The organism is Photorhabdus namnaonensis (genome assembly GCF_001684335.1).
Lineage (GTDB): Bacteria > Pseudomonadota > Gammaproteobacteria > Enterobacterales > Enterobacteriaceae > Photorhabdus > Photorhabdus namnaonensis.
Window position 1 is genome coordinate 1 of the sequence record NZ_LOIC01000055.1, and the last position, 17,644, is coordinate 17,644.

Genomic DNA, 17,644 nt, shown 5'->3' on the forward strand with positions numbered 1-17,644 from the left:
GTGATGGTTAATAACCTGAAAGCCCTGCGGGCTTTTCGCCTTATATCACCGCCCGCATTGGGCGAGGGTTTACGGCGGATTTTGCTAAGTATTATGGATAATTGATAGAAAGGCGCGGACCTGCGCCTTAAAAGGTGAAAAAGTTTGTTTAGATCGAATATCAATGGAGCAAGTTCTTTTTTTCTGTTCTGATTGCAGCAAGATCGTCAGCATCAAAAATATAGTGCGTGCCGCAATACTCACACGCCATATCAATGTTGCCATCTTTCTGCAAAATATGATTAACATCCTCATCGGAAAGTGTGACTAATGTGTCAGCACAACGTTGGCGAGAACAAGTACAACGGAATTCGACCGCTTGCGGTTCATATAATATGACATCTTCCTCATGATAAAGGCGGTGCAAAATCTCCTTAACTTCCAATGAATATAACTCTTCACCTTTAATGGTTGCAGTAAGTTGCACCAGATGATCAAAAGTTTCCGCACTACTCTGCTCCGCTATTGGCAGAATCTGTAATAACATACCACCAGCAGCAACTCTTCCACTCTGAATGCCAGTACGGATAAATAGACGAGTCGGTAGCTGTTCAGACTGTCTGAAATAATCATCAAGGCAATCCGCCAGTGTTTCACCTTCCAGTGCAACCACGCCCTGATAACGTTCACCATGAGTTGGCGTAATGGTAATAACCATATAGCCTGTACCAACCATCTGTTTCAAACTACTATTTTCAGTCACTAATCCATCAATACGAGCGACACCTCGCATCTGTTGCTGATGATTACCATTAATCACAGCCAATTTGACCGGCCCATCTCCCTGAATCTGAACCGTAATATCGCCATCAAATTTCAGGGTTGCAGTTAATAGACTGGTTGCTACCAACAGTTCTCCCAATAATTGCTGTACCGGCTGCGGGTAATTATGATTTTCCAAAATATATTGGTAAGTTTCACTGGCTAAAACCAGCTCACCACGTACAGAATAATTCTCAAACAAAAAGCGGTGCAATTGGTCTTGTTTAAACATAACTATCTCTCATTCGAGCAGGTTATTCCTGCCCACTTAATTTGATGTTCTTAAACTTAATCAGCGTGCGTCTTTCTTTTTTATCCGGTCGTCGATCAGGATGAGGCATAGTTAATGCATTCATTTTTCGAGCAATTGCCATTTTTTCCCGGTTAGCAATACTCGCTTCCGTCTCCTGGTAAAGTTGCTGCGCCTCCGGCGCACTACGTCGATGATTGCTTAACGCAAGAACTTCAACTATACGTTCATCATTACCTTGACGCAGTTTAATTTCAGCCCCAGGTTCAACCAATTTACTCGGTTTACTTCTTTGACCATTATAGTGAACTTTACCACCGTCTATCATTTCCCGTGCAATAGCCCGGGTTTTATAAAAACGGGCCGCCCACAGCCATTTATCCAGACGGACAGCTTGATCGGAGTCTGAATTACCCTTCATTTTTCCTCTCACTATCAGCTTTGGCAAATAAACCAAAGCCTAACATACCATTGTCGATTATCGCCAACGCGTAGGCGGAAAAAGTGTATTAAAACAGTTATCGTAATATTGACTGATTTTGTTTAGGCGTTGTTTATTCTGCCGATTTTTCTTAACAACCAGCACAAAGTTAATGATTAAGGTCGTAAAAAGAGCCAAGAATAAAACAGTAGTACTAATACAACGAGCAAGCGTCATGGAATCCAGTTCATTATGCAACACAACCCGGCGGGTTCCATGACTATCTACGGATAATTCCGTGATAATTCCCGTTGTCTCAAAAGGTGTTTGCAATACCATATCCGATAACCGCTGTAATTCACGCCATTGTTCCAACGCACTATGGTCATAAGAGATGATGGCGGGGGTTATATATTCAACCAGTTGTTTGCCTTCATCACTGATAAGCAGAACACCGCCAGGTGAAGGGCTATTCAGCAGCATTGCGACTTTATCTATTTCCCGGTAGATAAATGATGATGTCGTCGCATCAACCAATTTCCCCAAAGCTTCAGCGCCAGCCGGACGCAATAAAACATGAGTACCATCCAATTTGCCACTTTCCGCATTCTTTAACAAAGTGAGCCAATCATTAGCATTACCCAAGTTAACCAAAGCATTTTTTAATCGTAAACAGTCGGTTTCTTTTTCACATAATTCTTTAGTTTTCAATACAATATCAGGGAAATTATCCAATAAGATCATACCAGATTTGAAAATCTCCTGAGCAAGATCTGGATTTATTACATCGTCATTTTCCTGTAAACGTAATTGCTTATTAACAGTGGCAATCAGTTTAGCGGCATTTTCTATAATTTCTGATTCTGGTATTGGCAGTGGATTAACTCTATTCCAATATATCCCCGAACAATCGAATGGAGAAAAATAGGTATCGCCTTTACCATTCATATTGTTTAGCGGCATATAACACATACCAACCCCTTTTGCTTTCAGGATATCCCCAACTCGCAATTCCATCCCTTCCATCATATTAGCGTCAGTGACAACTTTTGTGCTGCTGCCACGCAACCAGGCAAAACTGAGTTTCATCGGTACACTAACCGGCTGATAAAAATAGAGCAGTAACATAATCAGCAAGCTACTAACGATCATCATGAGATTTTTCCCATAACGATGGTAAGGGTAATTTTTTTCTTCCTCATGCAAAGAGAGATAATGCCCTTGCCTGACTACCTGGCCGTTAGTGTAAATATCAATATTGGTTTGTTGATCAAGATAGTGAGCAACATAAGGCTCCCAATGAGGAGGATAAATCAAATCAATTCCACCAAGTGAAATATTACTCATTTGCCCTTGTTCAAATTCGCCAAATAATCCCCATCGTTTTGGTATACCGGTAAAACAGTGAATATCCTGACGCCTGCATATTGAAAGTGGACAAAATAGCGGCAAAAAACTGACAACGACTAAGCTGCCTGCAATCAACATCAGCCACGGCAAAAGCAGTGTTGGTGAAAGTAATGCAAGAAACCAAATGAAAAATCCAAAACACAAAAATCCCCCCTCCCAAATCCCCGATGAGTGATTTAACCAGTACTCTTCCAATGTCTCTTTACGGATATTTTGTAATTTTACGCTGGTTTCACCATTTTTCTGGATCGATGCCTGCTGATGAGATACCTCTGAAATTACCGGAACAGAAGGAAAATCCTGTTGAAAATCTTTCAGAAAGTGACCATTAATCGAAATAACCAGAGGGATTGTCGCGGTGTGAACAACATCAATAATATTCTGTTGTTTAATAAAAGGCTCAAGGAAAAACGGTAAATGAACTTCTGCCATATCAATATAATAACGCCAGCTATGTAGTTCATCTGAAGCAACAGAAAATCGGGTAATGGAATGACAGATAGTATAAACCATATCATTTTTACCCATCAGAATTGGCCAACTTGTTTTATTAATACGATCTGTTACAACTGGCGGCAACACTCGACTCAAATAACATTCAATAGCCTGATACTCATCAGCATTAAGTTTACGATAGGTTGGTGTAGCAACAGAAGGCAGATAACAGGCATTATCATGTAACTTCCATTTGAGAATCAGAAAGGAAGCCATGACAATCAAACTAATTATCAAGATAGCCAGTATAACGACTGTTACGCTCATTTTATCCCCATACCCATGACAATCTTGCTATTGTTGCTTGCAAATTATCAACTACACGTTAAGTTTTGAATTAGGTTATCTCTATTTGTTTTTTTAATTTATTTTACAATGAGTTATATAATCACGCACTAAACTATCCACAACATAGATCTATTTCCAAAGAGGATAAAGATAACAGTAACAACAATAACCAGCGATAATCACTATACCCTATGGATTTCAAGGTGCATCGCGACGGCAAGGGAGCGAATCCCCGGGAGCATAGGGAACTATGTGACCGGGGTGAGTGAGCGCAGCCAACAAAGAGGCAACTTGAAAGATAACGGGTATATCATTTATCAAAATAATCGGCCATATTTAGTCAACTTATGGAGTGTACCTAATTTCATCATAAAATCTAAGGTTAATGAAATAATTCATGACGTAATAATGCACAGACACTCAACTCAACCAATACTAAACCATCAGGGGCAATTATGAATGACCTGAAAAACCCTAAAATCCTAAACATAGAGGACATTGCTCATTCACGTTTATTTCATATTCAGTCAGTTGATCTCGAATTCAGTAACGGTGTAAAACGCGTTTATGAACGAATGCGTCCGGTCAATCGGGAAGCTGTTCTGATAATCCCGGTCATTGGGGATGAATTGTTGCTTATTCGTGAGTATGCAGTCGGCATTGAGCAGTACGAATTGGGCTTTCCTAAAGGCGCGATCGACCCTGGGGAAAATATCTTCGAAGCCGCTAATCGTGAATTAAAAGAAGAAGTCAGCTTTGGTGCCAGAAAAATAGAACAATTAGCCAAACTTACTATGGCTCCAGCCTATTTTTCTCACAAAATGAATATCGTTATTGCTGAAAATCTCTATCCAGAAAGACTGGAAGGGGATGAACCTGAACCACTACCACAAATACGTTGGCCAATAGCCGATATGATGTCATTACTGGATCACGCTGATTTCAACGAAGCACGTAATGTCTGCGCCCTATTTTTGGCACAAAAATATTTAAAGCACCGTTGAAGTTCACAGGCACAACAACGCTTCCGTTGTGCCTGTGTCTTATCCTCAGAATAATTCTTGGCTTTCACCATTCTCAATTAAAGTTGTGCCAACTTCTTGCACCGCACTCTCTGTAGGTTGAGTTCCGTCAATGAAGTATTCACTACGGGTATCCCCGCCTCCGCCAGCAAGTTTACCTGTCTTACGATCTATCACGACAGAAATAACCCCCGGAGGAGGTGTGACTTCTTTTTCAGGAACCCCTTCCAGCGCGATTTTCATAAAATCATCCCAAATTGGCTGCGCACTCTTAGCACCCGCTTCACCGCCTCCGGCCGCGGTACGACCAAGGCTTCTACGGTGGTCATCAAAGCCAATCCAAACCGTGGTGACAATATCCGGCCCATAACCTGAAAACCAGGCATCTTTTGAGCTGTTAGTTGTTCCAGTTTTGCCGCCGATATCCCGACGTTTCAGATCGCGTGAAGCGCGCCACCCCGTGCCTGACCAACCCGGCTCGCCAAAAATATTGCTATTCAAAGCATCATGGATCAAAAATGCCAACTGAGTACTGATAACATGAGGAGCATATTTTGGCGCCTCTTCATGGCTATCAATTACCGGCGCTCTTTCCAATTCAGGTAACGGCAATATCTCTTGCTGGCTGACATGAGATTGAGCAACATTCTCAATCGAGTTTTCAGAAAGTTCGATTGAACGTGCCGTATCCCCATAAATTACTGGAATATCGCACTGCGGACATGCAATTTTAGGCTTAGCCTCAAATAAAATATCGCCATCTTGGTTTTCAATCTTAGTAATAAAGTAAGGATCAACTAGATAGCCGCCATTGGACATGACCGAATAGCCACGTACCATTTGCATTGGTGTAAATGATGGCGATCCCAAAGCCAGAGATTCTGTACGTACTATATTTTGTGCCGGGAAACCAAACCGTTGCAGGTAATCAGCAGCATAATCGACTCCCATTGCTCGCATTGCCCGAACCATCACGACATTCTTCGATTGCCCTAATCCCTGACGCAAACGGATTGGCCCAACATAAGTCGGTGGTGAGTTTTTCGGACGCCAATCAGTACCGGCTCCGGCATCCCAACGGCTAATGGGTAAGTCATTCAGCAATGAAGCCAATGTCAGCCCTTTATCCATCGCCGCGGTATAGAGAAATGGTTTGATATTGGAACCAATCTGACGTAACGACTGAGTGACACGGTTAAATTTACTCAAGTTGAAATCAAACCCACCCACCAGCGCCTTCACAGCGCCATCATTGGGATCAATAGAGACCAAAGCCGCGTTAACTTCCGGCACTTGCGCCAACCACCAAATATCCTTTACTTTCCGAACCCAAACCTGCTCACCAACTTGAACCACCTCATTCACACTACGAGGAACCACACCCTGTGCACTATCAGATCTGAACTTTCTGGCCCAACGGACACCCGTCATTGGCAATTCCGCACTACTGCCATCAGGCAACATCACTATCGCCTGATCACTACCCGCTCCGGTCACCACAGCCGGTATTAATGACCCATAATTTGCCAAGGTCTTAAGCTTCTTGACAATCTGTTCCCGATCCCAAGCAGGTTCGCCCACTTTCCACAAAACTTCCTGTGCTCCACGGTAGCCATGACGCACATCATAATCAATGAGGTTATTACGAACCGCATCCACGGCAGCCAATTGAAGTTTACGGGTAATCGTCGTGTAAACCTTATAACCGTCGGTATAAGCATTCTCACCATAACGCTCAATCATCTCCTGACGCACCATCTCGGACAAATAGGGCGCGGAGAAAGCAATCTGGGGCGCATGGTAATTAGCAATCAACTTTTCACTTCTGGCTTGATTATATTGCTGCTGAGTAATATAGCCTTCATTGAGCATACGGCTCAGAACCACATTCCGGCGGTTAATCGCCCGACTATACGAATAAAGCGGGTTAAACGTAGAAGGCGCCTTTGGCAAACCGGCAATCATGGCTATTTCACTCAATGTCAACTCTTTGACATTCTTACCAAAATAGACTTGAGCCGCCGCCCCGACACCATAAGCCCGGTAACCAAGGTAAATTTTATTGAGATAGAGTTCGAGGATCTCATCCTTATTCAGCAGTTGCTCAATCCTGATAGCCAGAAAAACTTCCTTGATTTTACGTATCAACGTCTTCTCAGGAGTGAGAAAGAAATTTCTCGCCAGTTGCTGAGTAATGGTACTCGCCCCTTGTGATGCATGGCCTGAACTCATCGCGACAGACGCTGCCCGGATGATCCCCACAGGGTCGACCCCGTGATGCTCATAAAAACGACTATCCTCCGTTGCAATGAACGCTTTCACCATAATGGGTGGAATTTCGGACAGCTCAAGAGGCATACGGCGTTTTTCACCATATTGGGCAATAAGCTCGCCATCTGCACTGAACACCTGCATTGGTGTCTGTAATCGAACATCCTTTAATGTCGCCACATCAGGTAACTGAGGCTCGATATATTTGTACATCCCAAAAATCGAGGCCGTTCCCAGAAAAATGCAACTCACGACAAAGACTAGAAAATACTTTACGAACTTCACCTGAAATTTCCCATGTCACGTTAGTCGGGTGGTTTATAAACAATCGGCGCGTAGTATAAAGGTTACACAGCACCTTGAATATGGTCTTTTATTAAAATTACTGATATGGAGATCGATAGATGTATTCACCAAAATGGTATGTCGGATTGGACATCCAAAATGGCGCCCTTCGCGCCGTCGCGGCTATAAAACGCCGAGATGGCTGGCAGCTTCGCCACTGCTGGCAATATCTTTTATCTGATGCGGTTATGCCAGAAGGTCGTTTACAACGGCCAGAAATATTATGTGATATTTTAAATCAATGGCGCCAAGAATTACCTAAAAAAATCAGTTTCAGACTCGCCCTGCCTGTACAACAAACATTGCAGAAGAGTCTGATTTTACCTCCAGATATCAATCTTAAAGAGCCGGAGCAAAGCTGGTTTATCAACGCCAGCGCCGAGAAACAATTTCCCTTTAACACCCGAGAACTGGCGCTGGATTACCGTATCATTGAACAAAACGCCTACATCAGCGCCGCCCGCCAGAAAGATCTCAACCTCTGGCTACAATGTCTTGCACAGGCAGGAATATTTCCAGACGCTATTGATATTGCTCCCTGTGCCCTACGCTATATAGCGCAATACGCCGGCGTCCCCGCTGATAGTTGGTTGTTACACAGGCAACAATCTGGTTGGCTATGGGTATCTCCTGCCAATGCCCCCTTCGCTTATGATCTGGTATCAGCAAATACGGCTACTTCTTCTCCACAGCAGATTATCCGCCAATTATCTGCCTCATCTATGGCTGAACAGCCTGTTTACTACAGTAGCTACCAACAAGAAGCCCTACCTGAAGGAACTTACTCTTGGGATATGTTGACAGCATTTCGTCACTATCAACCACCACGGCCAATTCAATTGATGGAATATGTGATAGCCGGTGGTTTAGCACTCAGACCGGATGATAAGTAACGATGTATCAGGTTAATTTTCTACCTTGGCGACAAACCCGGCTAAGACATCGTTATCGTTGGTGGGCGATTCTTCTCTTATTGCAACTGATGTTGTGGCTGACAGTGCTCGTCTGGATGTTATTAAAACAACAGGAAACGATTAATCAGCACCAAAGGCAATTACAACAACTCAGCCAGCAACAATTACATTTGCAACAACAAATAACTCAGACAGAGGAGGCGGTTAATCTTCACAACAAGCTAACCTATAAATTAAAACAACAACAAACGTGGCTGAAACAGAACCAACAACATTGGCAATTATTTAATGAATTACCTGAATTATTACCGGAAGGAAGTTGGTTAACTGCTTTCGATGATCAGGAAGGTCAATTAAAACTGGTTGCTAATAGTCTGGATTATTCCAGTATGACATCTCTACTGGATAATCTCGAAAACAACGGGCAATTGTCTGAAATTCAACTAAAAAAGATGACCATCACCGAACAACAAATCAGACAATTTATTATTGACGCTAACTGGCAGACGGAGATAGCCAATGATAAAAAGTGACTACCTATGGTGGTTTGCCAAACCAACCTGGCAGCTCTTCATCTGGCAGCAAACTATCATTATGTCATTTCTGATTCTGTTTTATCTTTTCTTCTGGCAAGAAAGAGCTGAACAGAGAAGTAGCCTGACAGAAAAAATAGCAGCTCAACAAATCAATACCAAAGCAACCAATGAACGACTAAATCAGCTACCGCTATTGGAAGATATACAACAACATATCAACCAAATAGAAAATGAACTCAGTAAGCCGCGACAAAATGCAGTAAAAATTACCGCAATAAAACAATTGCAACAGCCATTGATAAATTCTGGCGCGCAAGTTATTGAGTGGCAACGTAAAAAAGAAGGGGAAAAAACACTCTGGCAAATCACAATTTATTTGAACTACGAACAAATGTTGAGTTTTCTTGAGGCGTTACAAACGTTACATCCACCACTGCTGATTAAACAACTTTCCATTTCGCCATCAGGTGAATCCCTAAACGTCAAAATCACTCTGTCAGAAACCTCACATGAGGAGTTTTATGACTAAAAAATTTATTCTGTTGATCCTTTTTCTGCCCGCTATTGTTGTTGCAGAAATAAGAAATCCTTTTGCTCCCCCGATGATAGAGACAGAAGAGCAATCGGTTGAGTTATTTGATCAATCAGTCAATGAGACCGAAATTCAGTCCCTCTCAACCGTATTACACTATGCAGACGCAGAAAAAATTGCTCTGAATCTCAAGCAAAATAGACCCGCACTGATAACAAAAGAGGGCAAAGTTGATTTTGATCCTGAAACTAATAGTCTAATTTTACAGGATACCCCCATCGCCATCGCACAGATAAAAAGCTGGCTGAAAGAGATAGATACACCACAACAACAAGTGCAAATTACAGCACATATCGTGACCAGCAGCAGGGAAGCACTACATGAACTCGGCATTTACTGGGGCATGCCGATAGGGGAGCCGATTAATGCAACAACGGGTATAAACCGCCTCAATATTAACCAAGCAGCCAACGATAACATGCATCGATTTGCGTTCAATATTGCCCGCATTCACACCAGTTTGCTGGAAATGGAACTCAGTGCCTTAGAACAAGAGAATCAACTGGATATTATCGCTAGCCCAAGGCTAACCGCCTCACATCAGCAGTTAGCCAGCATCAAGCAAGGCTCCGATATTCCCTACGTCAGCCAAGAAAAAGAGAAAAGTACTGTGCAATTTAAAGAAGCCGTACTCGGAATGGAAGTCACACCCCATATACTGAGAAAAAACAAAATCAGACTCTCTCTGAAAATCAGCCAAAACATGCCAGGGATCTCAATAAGTCAAGGAGGAGGTGAGAATTTAACCATCGACAAACAGGAAATAATAACTCAAGTCACTGTAAAGAATGGTGAAACACTTATTCTCGGTGGAATTTTTCAACAGAAAAAAGGTGAGAAAATCCAAAAGGTACCTTATCTATCAGACATCCCATTGCTTGGTTCACTATTTAACCAAAAAGGCCATAAACACAGCCGACGTGAGTTAGTCATATTTATTACACCTCAACTGATGGACATTTAACCAAAAAGAGAAATATAACCGTTATATCATTGAGTTGGACATAAAAAACTTAACTATTCCGTATGATGACGCGCAGATTTTTCCAACTAATCCTGTTTATAGATTTGACGCTGAGTCCGATTTAGCATACAAGAGTTAACTAATTGAGTGGTCGGGTTTTACATCACAATAATCAGCCAATGAAACCAAAGCTTTCGTTACAAAAAGCTCATCATTGATTTATATAGTTGCAAAACTGGCTGATGTACTGAGATAATTTTGTTATCTGATCTCACATTACCGCTCATGAGGTTTCAGTTTAGGTCCCGCTGCTGATTTGATTAGCGGGGCGGGTTATCATTAACGAATAGTCTTAGTAATACCAAAAACATGGCAGAGAAACGTAATATCTTTCTGGTTGGGCCTATGGGTGCCGGCAAAAGCACTATTGGTCGTCAGTTAGCTCAGCAACTCAATATGGAGTTTTATGACTCCGATCAAGAAATTGAGCGACGTACCGGAGCTGACGTGGGCTGGGTATTCGACGTGGAAGGCGAAGAAGGCTTCCGCGAGCGCGAAGAAAAAGTGATTAACGAACTCACTGAAAAACAAGGCATTGTACTGGCGACTGGCGGAGGCTCTGTGAAATCCAGAGAAACCCGTAATCGTCTGTCTGCCCGTGGTGTCGTAGTCTACTTGGAAACCACCATTGAAAAACAGTTAGCACGCACCCAGCGCGATAAAAAACGCCCCTTACTTCAAGTCGATGCACCAGCACGCGAAGTTTTAGAAAATTTAGCAAGCGAACGTAACCCTCTATATGAGGAAATTGCTGACGTCACTATCCGTACCGATGAACAGAGCGCTAAAGTTGTCGCTAACCAAATCATTGAGTTACTGGAAAAGAACTGATTCAAGCAAGTCTGTACAGCGATAAATAATTAAGGCGAAGGCTGCTTATGGAAAAGATCACTGTCACTTTAGGGGAACGTAGTTACCCAATTACCATTGCAAAAGGGTTATTTGATGATCCTTCTGCTTTTGCACCACTAAAAGCAGGCCAGCAGGTTATGCTGGTAACGAATCAAACCCTAGCTCCGCTGTATTTGGCAAAAGTAAAAGCCACTTTGCAGCAAACTGGGATTCAGGTAGATGAAGTGATTCTACCTGATGGTGAACAGTACAAATCGCTTTCCGTATTAAATGACGTATTTTCTGCTTTGCTGGAAAATAACCACAGCCGGGACACAACACTTATCGCTCTTGGTGGCGGCGTAATCGGTGATTTAACTGGTTTTGCCGCTGCCTGTTATCAACGTGGCGTCCGTTTTATTCAAATGCCTACCACCCTTCTTGCTCAAGTTGATTCCTCTGTCGGAGGAAAAACCGCAGTAAACCATCCCTTCGGCAAGAATATGATAGGCGCATTCTATCAACCCGCCTCTGTGATGGTCGATCTCAACTGCCTGCAAACGCTTCCAGCCCGCGAACTCTCTTCCGGTCTGGCTGAGGTCATTAAGTACGGTATCATTCTCGACAGCGCATTTTTTAGCTGGCTTGAAGATAATATGGATAAACTCCTGGCTCTCGACAACCAAGCAATGGCTTACTGCATCCGTCGTTGCTGCGAATTGAAAGCTGAAGTTGTCGCAGCAGATGAGAAAGAATTGAGTGGCTTGCGTGCTCTGTTGAATCTCGGTCACACCTTTGGTCACGCTATCGAAACAGAGATGGGATACGGTGTCTGGTTACATGGAGAAGCGGTTGCCGCAGGAATGGTTATGGCAGCAAGAACAGCTCAACTTGCTGATAACTTCTCTGAACAAGATATTCAACGCATTATCCGATTGTTGGAGCGAGCAAATCTACCTGTACTCGGGCCACAAAACATGCCGCCAGAAGCCTATCTCCCACATATGATGCGAGATAAGAAAGTTATAGCAGGTAAATTACGGCTGGTTCTTCCAACAAAAATAGGTAAAGCTGATCTCCGATCAGATATTGAACACAATTGTGTTATTGATGCTATCCGTCAGTGTTTACCGTAAATTTTAAGTAAGTTGTATGCTTATGGCATTAAATTAAATGTTTTTTTGCATACATCTGATTGTTGTGTCATAAAATAACAATTCTATCAGACAAATTTCTATCTTAGTAAAGTCAGCCGACCGGACTGGCTTCAATTGCAATTGGCAGTATTGGCTCTGTTTGGAGGGCTATATGGACGAATTCAAATCAGAAAATGAACAAAAAGCGGATCAAAGAGCAAATAGTGAGTTTAGGCCAGATACCTCAGATCGCCGTCCTTCACGCTCGCGTCAGCCATTAAACAAACCTAAATTTGCGATTTCACGTCAGCAAATGATGCTCGGCATTGGGATTTTAGTGCTGGTACTGCTGATTATTGCTATCAGTTCTGCCTTAAAAGCCCCAACTGAACATGAAAAACAGCAATCGCCAAATGTTGCCGAGAAGAATATTGATTTATCAGGTTCATCATCCAACAACGATAATAATCAATCCATCACATCAGAGAGTAACACCACAAATACAATTAACAGGCCACAGGAAATCCATGTTCCCCCTGTCAGTGGTACCGCAACTCAACCTCATCAGCCTCAAACTAGCAATGGCGAAACCCAAAATCAGCACATTGAATTACCAGGAAATATTCCTGACGCATTGACTCAACAACAAAGTAATATAAATCATGCGGTGCAAAATCTGAATCAAGCCCAACAACAGACAGTAACACCGCCGCCAGTGATACAACAGAAATCGGAAAATATCCGTCCGCTGAAACCAGAAACACCGACTAAATCAAAACCATCGACAAATCATACTAGCAGTAAAAACCATGAGGTCAGCAGCACTAGTAGTGATCTATTGCAAACCCCGGCAAACCACTACACTTTGCAATTAAGTAGTGCCAGCCGCTCAGATACACTGACCGCTTTTGCTAAAAAGTATAGTCTTACCCATTACAAAGTTTATGAAACTAAACGTAATGGAAAAATTTGGTTTATTTTAATTCATGGAGATTACCGTTCCGTTTCTGAAGCCAAACGGGCTGTTTCATCTCTACCGGCCGAAATTCAGGCGAAAAAACCTTGGGTCAGAACGATGCGGCAAGTGCAGCAAGACCTAAGAAAATAAAACAATACTTATTAGGCGCTGATATGCTGTCCTAAACAGAGTACAATCTGCGGCTCTGGAATGATTGAGTAATTATTGACAGCATGAAAAAAAAACGCGCTTTCTTAAAATGGGCCGGTGGAAAATACCCGTTGGTAGATGACATCAAACGTCATCTGCCAGCCGGTAGTTGTCTGATAGAGCCATTTGTTGGCGCAGGTTCTGTCTTTTTGAACACAGACTACGATTCTTATATCCTCGCTGATATCAACAGCGACCTGATTAACCTGTACAACACAGTAAAACTCAGGGCTAATGAGTTTATCGTCCACACACGCCCTCTGTTTACCCAAGAATACAATACAGCCGAACATTTTTATCAGTTACGGGAGCAATTTAACCAAAGCACAGACCCGTTCTATCGCAGCGTGTTATTCCTTTACCTCAATCGCCATTGTTACAACGGCCTCTGTCGTTATAATTCTCATGGTAAATTTAACGTACCTTTTGGCCGTTATAAAAAGCCCTACTTTCCTGAAGAAGAATTACACTGGTTTGCTGAAAAAGCCCAAAATGCGACTTTTATCTGTGAGCACTATCAATACACGTTGAACAAAGCACATAAAGGCTCGGTTATCTATTGCGATCCTCCCTACGCGCCTTTGTCAGCAACAGCAAACTTTACGGCGTATCACACCAATAGTTTTAACATTGCAGATCAAGAAAATCTGGCAAATATTGCATTTAAGTTATCATCAGAACGTGCAATTCCTGTTTTGATATCCAACCACGATACGCCAATGACACGAAAATGGTACTATCAAGCTTCACTTCATATTGTCAAAGCACGTCGTACTATCAGTAGGAATATCCTTGCCCGCAGTAAGGTAGACGAACTCTTGGCACTATATCGCTGATTTATCCACCCCCTTTTGCCTGGCAATTAAGGGATGATAGAAACGATTTGGAGAAGATAATGAAAGATTTTCTGATTGCCCCATCCATTTTATCTGCAAATTTTGCGCGACTGGGTGAAGATACCTCTAAGGTGCTGGCAGCAGGGGCTGACGTTGTTCATTTTGATGTTATGGACAACCATTATGTCCCTAACCTGACTATTGGACCTATGGTTTGCCAAGCTCTGCGGGATTATGGCATCACTGCGCCAATTGATGTCCATTTGATGGTAAAACCGGTTGACCGCATTATCCCTGATTTTGCCAAAGCCGGGGCGACTTACATTACCTTCCACCCGGAAACCAGTGAGCATATTGACCGCAGTTTACAACTCATCAAAGAGCATGGTTGTAAAGCTGGTTTGGTATTCAATCCTGCAACTCCATTGAGTTATCTTGATTATGTCTTGGATAAGCTGGATATTATTCTATTGATGTCGGTAAATCCCGGTTTCGGTGGCCAATCTTTTATCCCTAGAACACTAGAGAAGCTGCGTCAGGTTCGTAAAATCATTAATGAAAGCGGTTATGATATTCGTCTTGAGGTAGACGGTGGTATTAAAGCTAGCAATATCGCCGCGGCGGCAACCGCGGGAGCAGATATGTTTGTTGCTGGTTCAGCCATTTTCAGTCAACCAGATTACAAAACTGTTATTGATAATATGCGTAGTGAATTGTCAAAGGTATCTCATGGCAAGTAAAGTATTAAAAGGTATTCGTGCTATCGCCTTTGATCTGGACGGCACACTGGTAGACAGCGCCGGTGGTTTGGCTGATGCATTGGATCAAGCGCTGTTAACCAAAGGTCTCCCTGCTGCGGGAAAAGAGCGCGTTGCCGCCTGGGTAGGCAATGGCGCAGACATTATGGTCGAACGAGCGTTGACATGGGCCAACGTCAAATTGACTACGCAACTGCATAAAGAAACCCGCGAGCTGTTTGACCGTTTCTATGAAACAACCGTAACAACAGGCAGCCAACTGTTCCCGGAAGTCAAAGCTACATTGGCTGAACTGGCAAAACACAACTTGCCAATGGGTATTATTACCAATAAGCCAACACCTTTCATTGCTCCTCTGCTGGCTTCTTTAAGCATTAGTGAGTATTTTTCACTAGTGTTAGGTGGTGATGATGTTAAAGAGAAAAAACCTCATCCGGCACCTATTTATTTAACAATGGGCACATTCGGACTGCGTAAGGAAGAACTGCTCTTTGTCGGTGATTCCCGTAATGATATTTTGGCGGCACAAGCGGCGGGTTGCCCTTGTGTTGGTTTAACTTATGGATATAACTACGGTGAATCTATTGCATTAAGCAATCCAGATTGCATACTAACGGATTTTTCGGATCTGCTATCCACAATTGGACTCCCATCTTTAAAACTTCAGGAAGCATAATAAAATGAATGAACCCACTGTATCTGAAACACTAAACTCCCAAAAACCTATTGTATTCAGCGGCGCGCAACCTTCCGGTGAATTAACCATCGGTAACTACATGGGGGCGTTACGTCAGTGGGTTAAAATGCAAGATGATTACGACTGCATCTATTGCATTGTAGACCAACATGCAATCACAGTCCGCCAGGACCCAAAAGAGTTGAGAAAACGCACTCTGGATACACTGGCGCTCTACCTGGCTTGTGGCATCGACCCAGAGAAAAGTACTATTTTTGTCCAATCTCATGTCCCACAACACGCCCAATTAAGCTGGGTTCTAAACTGTTATACCTATTTCGGTGAACTCAGCCGCATGACTCAGTTTAAAGACAAATCAGCCCGCCATGCCGAAAACATTAATGCAGGCTTGTTTGACTATCCGGTACTGATGGCTGCGGATATCTTAGTATACCAAACAAACCAAGTTCCAGTAGGTATCGATCAGAAACAACATCTTGAATTAAGCCGTGATATCGCTCAACGATTTAATGCCATCTATGGCGATATCTTCACTGTACCGGAGCCGTTTATCCCAACCGGTGGCGCCCGGGTTATGGCTCTTCAAGACCCAGAAAAGAAAATGTCCAAGTCAGATGATAATCGCAACAACGTTATCGCTTTGTTGGAAGATCCAAAATCAGCCGCTAAAAAGATAAAACGCGCCGTCACAGATTCAGAAGAGCCACCCTGTGTTCGCTACGATCTGGAACAAAAACCGGGGGTTTCTAACTTATTAGATATCCTCGCGGGTGTTACTAGCAAAACTATTCCTGAACTGGAAGCAGAATTTGAAGGCCAAATGTATGGTCATCTAAAAAGTGCGGTCGCTGATGCCGTTTCCGGTATGCTGACTGAATTACAAGAGCGTTTCCATCATTTCCGTAACAATGAAGCCCTGCTGAATAAAATCATGGCGGAAGGTGCGGCGAAAGCGAAAGCCCGCGCTCAGATTACTCTGGATAAAGTATACGAAGCTGTTGGCTTTATCGCCCATCCTTAAATCGATAAAATGTGCACGTTCACTACGTGCACATTCATTAAAAGTAAAAAGAATTGATTAAGGATTTTTAAAAGCGGGTAAAAAGCCCGATGTCATGCTGACATTGGAAGAGAAAACATCAGGAAAAACGGGTTTTAAATCGATTAAATAAGGTGACAAAATGACAGTATTAACCACATTAAACCAATTTTCTTAAATAAAAGATTTTGCCTGACTGCAACCAGTTTACGAAAAATCAGAAATTATCATTGTATAAAACCAAGAGGCATTTAGATTAACCCAAAAAAGCAAAAAGATTTAGCAACATTAAAAATGATTAAAGAAATGGGCGTTAATCTTAATACCATTAACAGCTCTGCCCCCCACTGGTTTTAAATCTAAAAAGTCAAATACAGAAAAAGGAGAAAACCTAAATATCAGTTTAATGAAAACAATGAGGTTAAATACGATTCAGAAAATGTAAAAACCATTAAACTCACTACAATCAAGCAATAAAAATCATTTATTAAGCAGATTTAAAATTAAAAACAAACAATCCCTCAGAATGAAAACTACTGCTCAAGCTTACCATGTTTTTAATATTGTTTTTTTACTTACCTTTTCATTTTATCGGTGATTAATCAACTAAGGATTAAGACAATAAGCACCTCATTAATACCAGCTTTTTAAAAGGTATAGGGTGACTAAAAACAAGCTATTCATTACTATGTTTAAACATTTATCGACAATACTACTCTTCACTTATTTTATATTTACCTAACCAACTATGACTATTTAAAAACACAAAAGAATAGAGATTAAATATTTCATTCAACAGACTGATTTAAC

16 protein-coding genes are annotated in these 17,644 nt (G+C 42.2%); 12 read left to right on the forward strand and 4 right to left on the reverse strand.

The features are described from left to right. Positions 1-160: 160 nt before the first annotated feature. Genes hslO through Phpb_RS09785 form a run of 3 tightly spaced genes read right to left on the reverse strand, consistent with a single transcriptional unit; the run spans position 161 to position 3,644 of the window. Complete coding sequence (hslO, locus tag Phpb_RS09775) at positions 161-1,033, reverse strand: Hsp33 family molecular chaperone HslO (protein ID WP_065390173.1); 873 nt, start codon at positions 1,031-1,033, stop codon at positions 161-163. A gap of 22 nt (positions 1,034-1,055) precedes the next feature. Next, entirely contained in the window at positions 1,056-1,472 is a 417-nt protein-coding gene (gene hslR / locus Phpb_RS09780; RefSeq protein ID WP_065390174.1) for a ribosome-associated heat shock protein Hsp15, read from the reverse strand. Positions 1,473-1,529: 57 nt separating this feature from the next. Beyond that, positions 1,530-3,644: an intracellular growth attenuator family protein gene (locus Phpb_RS09785; RefSeq protein ID WP_065390175.1), complete on the reverse strand. Its 2,115-nt coding sequence runs from the start codon at positions 3,642-3,644 to the stop codon at positions 1,530-1,532. Between the two features lie 476 nt (positions 3,645-4,120). Between Phpb_RS09785 and nudE the strand changes: the two genes are divergently transcribed. Beyond that, positions 4,121-4,669, forward strand: a complete 549-nt coding sequence (gene nudE, locus Phpb_RS09790; RefSeq protein WP_046396756.1) for an ADP compounds hydrolase NudE — start codon at positions 4,121-4,123, stop codon at positions 4,667-4,669. A 45-nt stretch (positions 4,670-4,714) separates the two neighbouring features. Here the strand turns inward: nudE and mrcA are convergent, their stop codons facing one another. Beyond that, the gene (gene mrcA / locus Phpb_RS09795; RefSeq protein WP_065390176.1) at positions 4,715-7,243 is read right to left on the reverse strand and encodes a peptidoglycan glycosyltransferase/peptidoglycan DD-transpeptidase MrcA; all 2,529 of its coding nucleotides are present in this window, start codon (positions 7,241-7,243) and stop codon (positions 4,715-4,717) included. 119 nt (positions 7,244-7,362) lie between these two features. On the opposite strand from mrcA, the gene pilM reads away from it, so the two are divergent. From pilM to trpS, 11 genes are all read left to right on the forward strand, one after another. Continuing rightward, positions 7,363-8,196: a pilus assembly protein PilM gene (pilM, locus tag Phpb_RS09800; RefSeq protein ID WP_065390177.1), complete on the forward strand. Its 834-nt coding sequence runs from the start codon at positions 7,363-7,365 to the stop codon at positions 8,194-8,196. A 2-nt stretch (positions 8,197-8,198) separates the two neighbouring features. Further along, positions 8,199-8,750, forward strand: a complete 552-nt coding sequence (locus Phpb_RS09805; protein WP_065390178.1) for a PilN domain-containing protein — start codon at positions 8,199-8,201, stop codon at positions 8,748-8,750. Further along, a complete protein-coding gene (locus tag Phpb_RS09810; protein WP_065390179.1) occupies positions 8,737-9,282 on the forward strand; it encodes a hypothetical protein in 546 nt (181 codons plus the stop codon). Before Phpb_RS09805 ends, Phpb_RS09810 begins: the two co-directional genes overlap by 14 nt. Beyond that, positions 9,275-10,309: a type IV pilus secretin PilQ gene (gene pilQ / locus Phpb_RS09815; protein WP_065390180.1), complete on the forward strand. Its 1,035-nt coding sequence runs from the start codon at positions 9,275-9,277 to the stop codon at positions 10,307-10,309. The genes Phpb_RS09810 and pilQ overlap by 8 nt, the downstream gene beginning before the upstream one ends. Before the next feature lie 369 nt (positions 10,310-10,678). After that, a complete protein-coding gene (gene aroK, locus Phpb_RS09820) occupies positions 10,679-11,200 on the forward strand; it encodes a shikimate kinase AroK (RefSeq protein WP_036779445.1) in 522 nt (173 codons plus the stop codon). A 47-nt stretch (positions 11,201-11,247) separates the two neighbouring features. Continuing rightward, entirely contained in the window at positions 11,248-12,336 is a 1,089-nt protein-coding gene (aroB, locus tag Phpb_RS09825) for a 3-dehydroquinate synthase (RefSeq protein ID WP_065390181.1), read from the forward strand. A gap of 172 nt (positions 12,337-12,508) precedes the next feature. Beyond that, a complete protein-coding gene (locus tag Phpb_RS09830) occupies positions 12,509-13,444 on the forward strand; it encodes an SPOR domain-containing protein (RefSeq protein WP_065390182.1) in 936 nt (311 codons plus the stop codon). An 83-nt stretch (positions 13,445-13,527) separates the two neighbouring features. After that, a complete protein-coding gene (gene dam, locus Phpb_RS09835) occupies positions 13,528-14,340 on the forward strand; it encodes an adenine-specific DNA-methyltransferase (protein WP_065390183.1) in 813 nt (270 codons plus the stop codon). 59 nt (positions 14,341-14,399) lie between these two features. Then, on the forward strand, positions 14,400-15,080 hold the full coding sequence (rpe, locus tag Phpb_RS09840) for a ribulose-phosphate 3-epimerase (protein WP_065390184.1): 681 nt from the start codon (positions 14,400-14,402) through the stop codon (positions 15,078-15,080). Beyond that, a complete protein-coding gene (locus Phpb_RS09845) occupies positions 15,070-15,774 on the forward strand; it encodes a phosphoglycolate phosphatase (RefSeq protein WP_065390185.1) in 705 nt (234 codons plus the stop codon). The genes rpe and Phpb_RS09845 overlap by 11 nt, the downstream gene beginning before the upstream one ends. A 4-nt stretch (positions 15,775-15,778) precedes the next feature. Then, the gene (trpS, locus tag Phpb_RS09850) at positions 15,779-16,816 is read left to right on the forward strand and encodes a tryptophan--tRNA ligase (protein WP_065390186.1); all 1,038 of its coding nucleotides are present in this window, start codon (positions 15,779-15,781) and stop codon (positions 16,814-16,816) included. Positions 16,817-17,644: the final 828 nt, after the last annotated feature.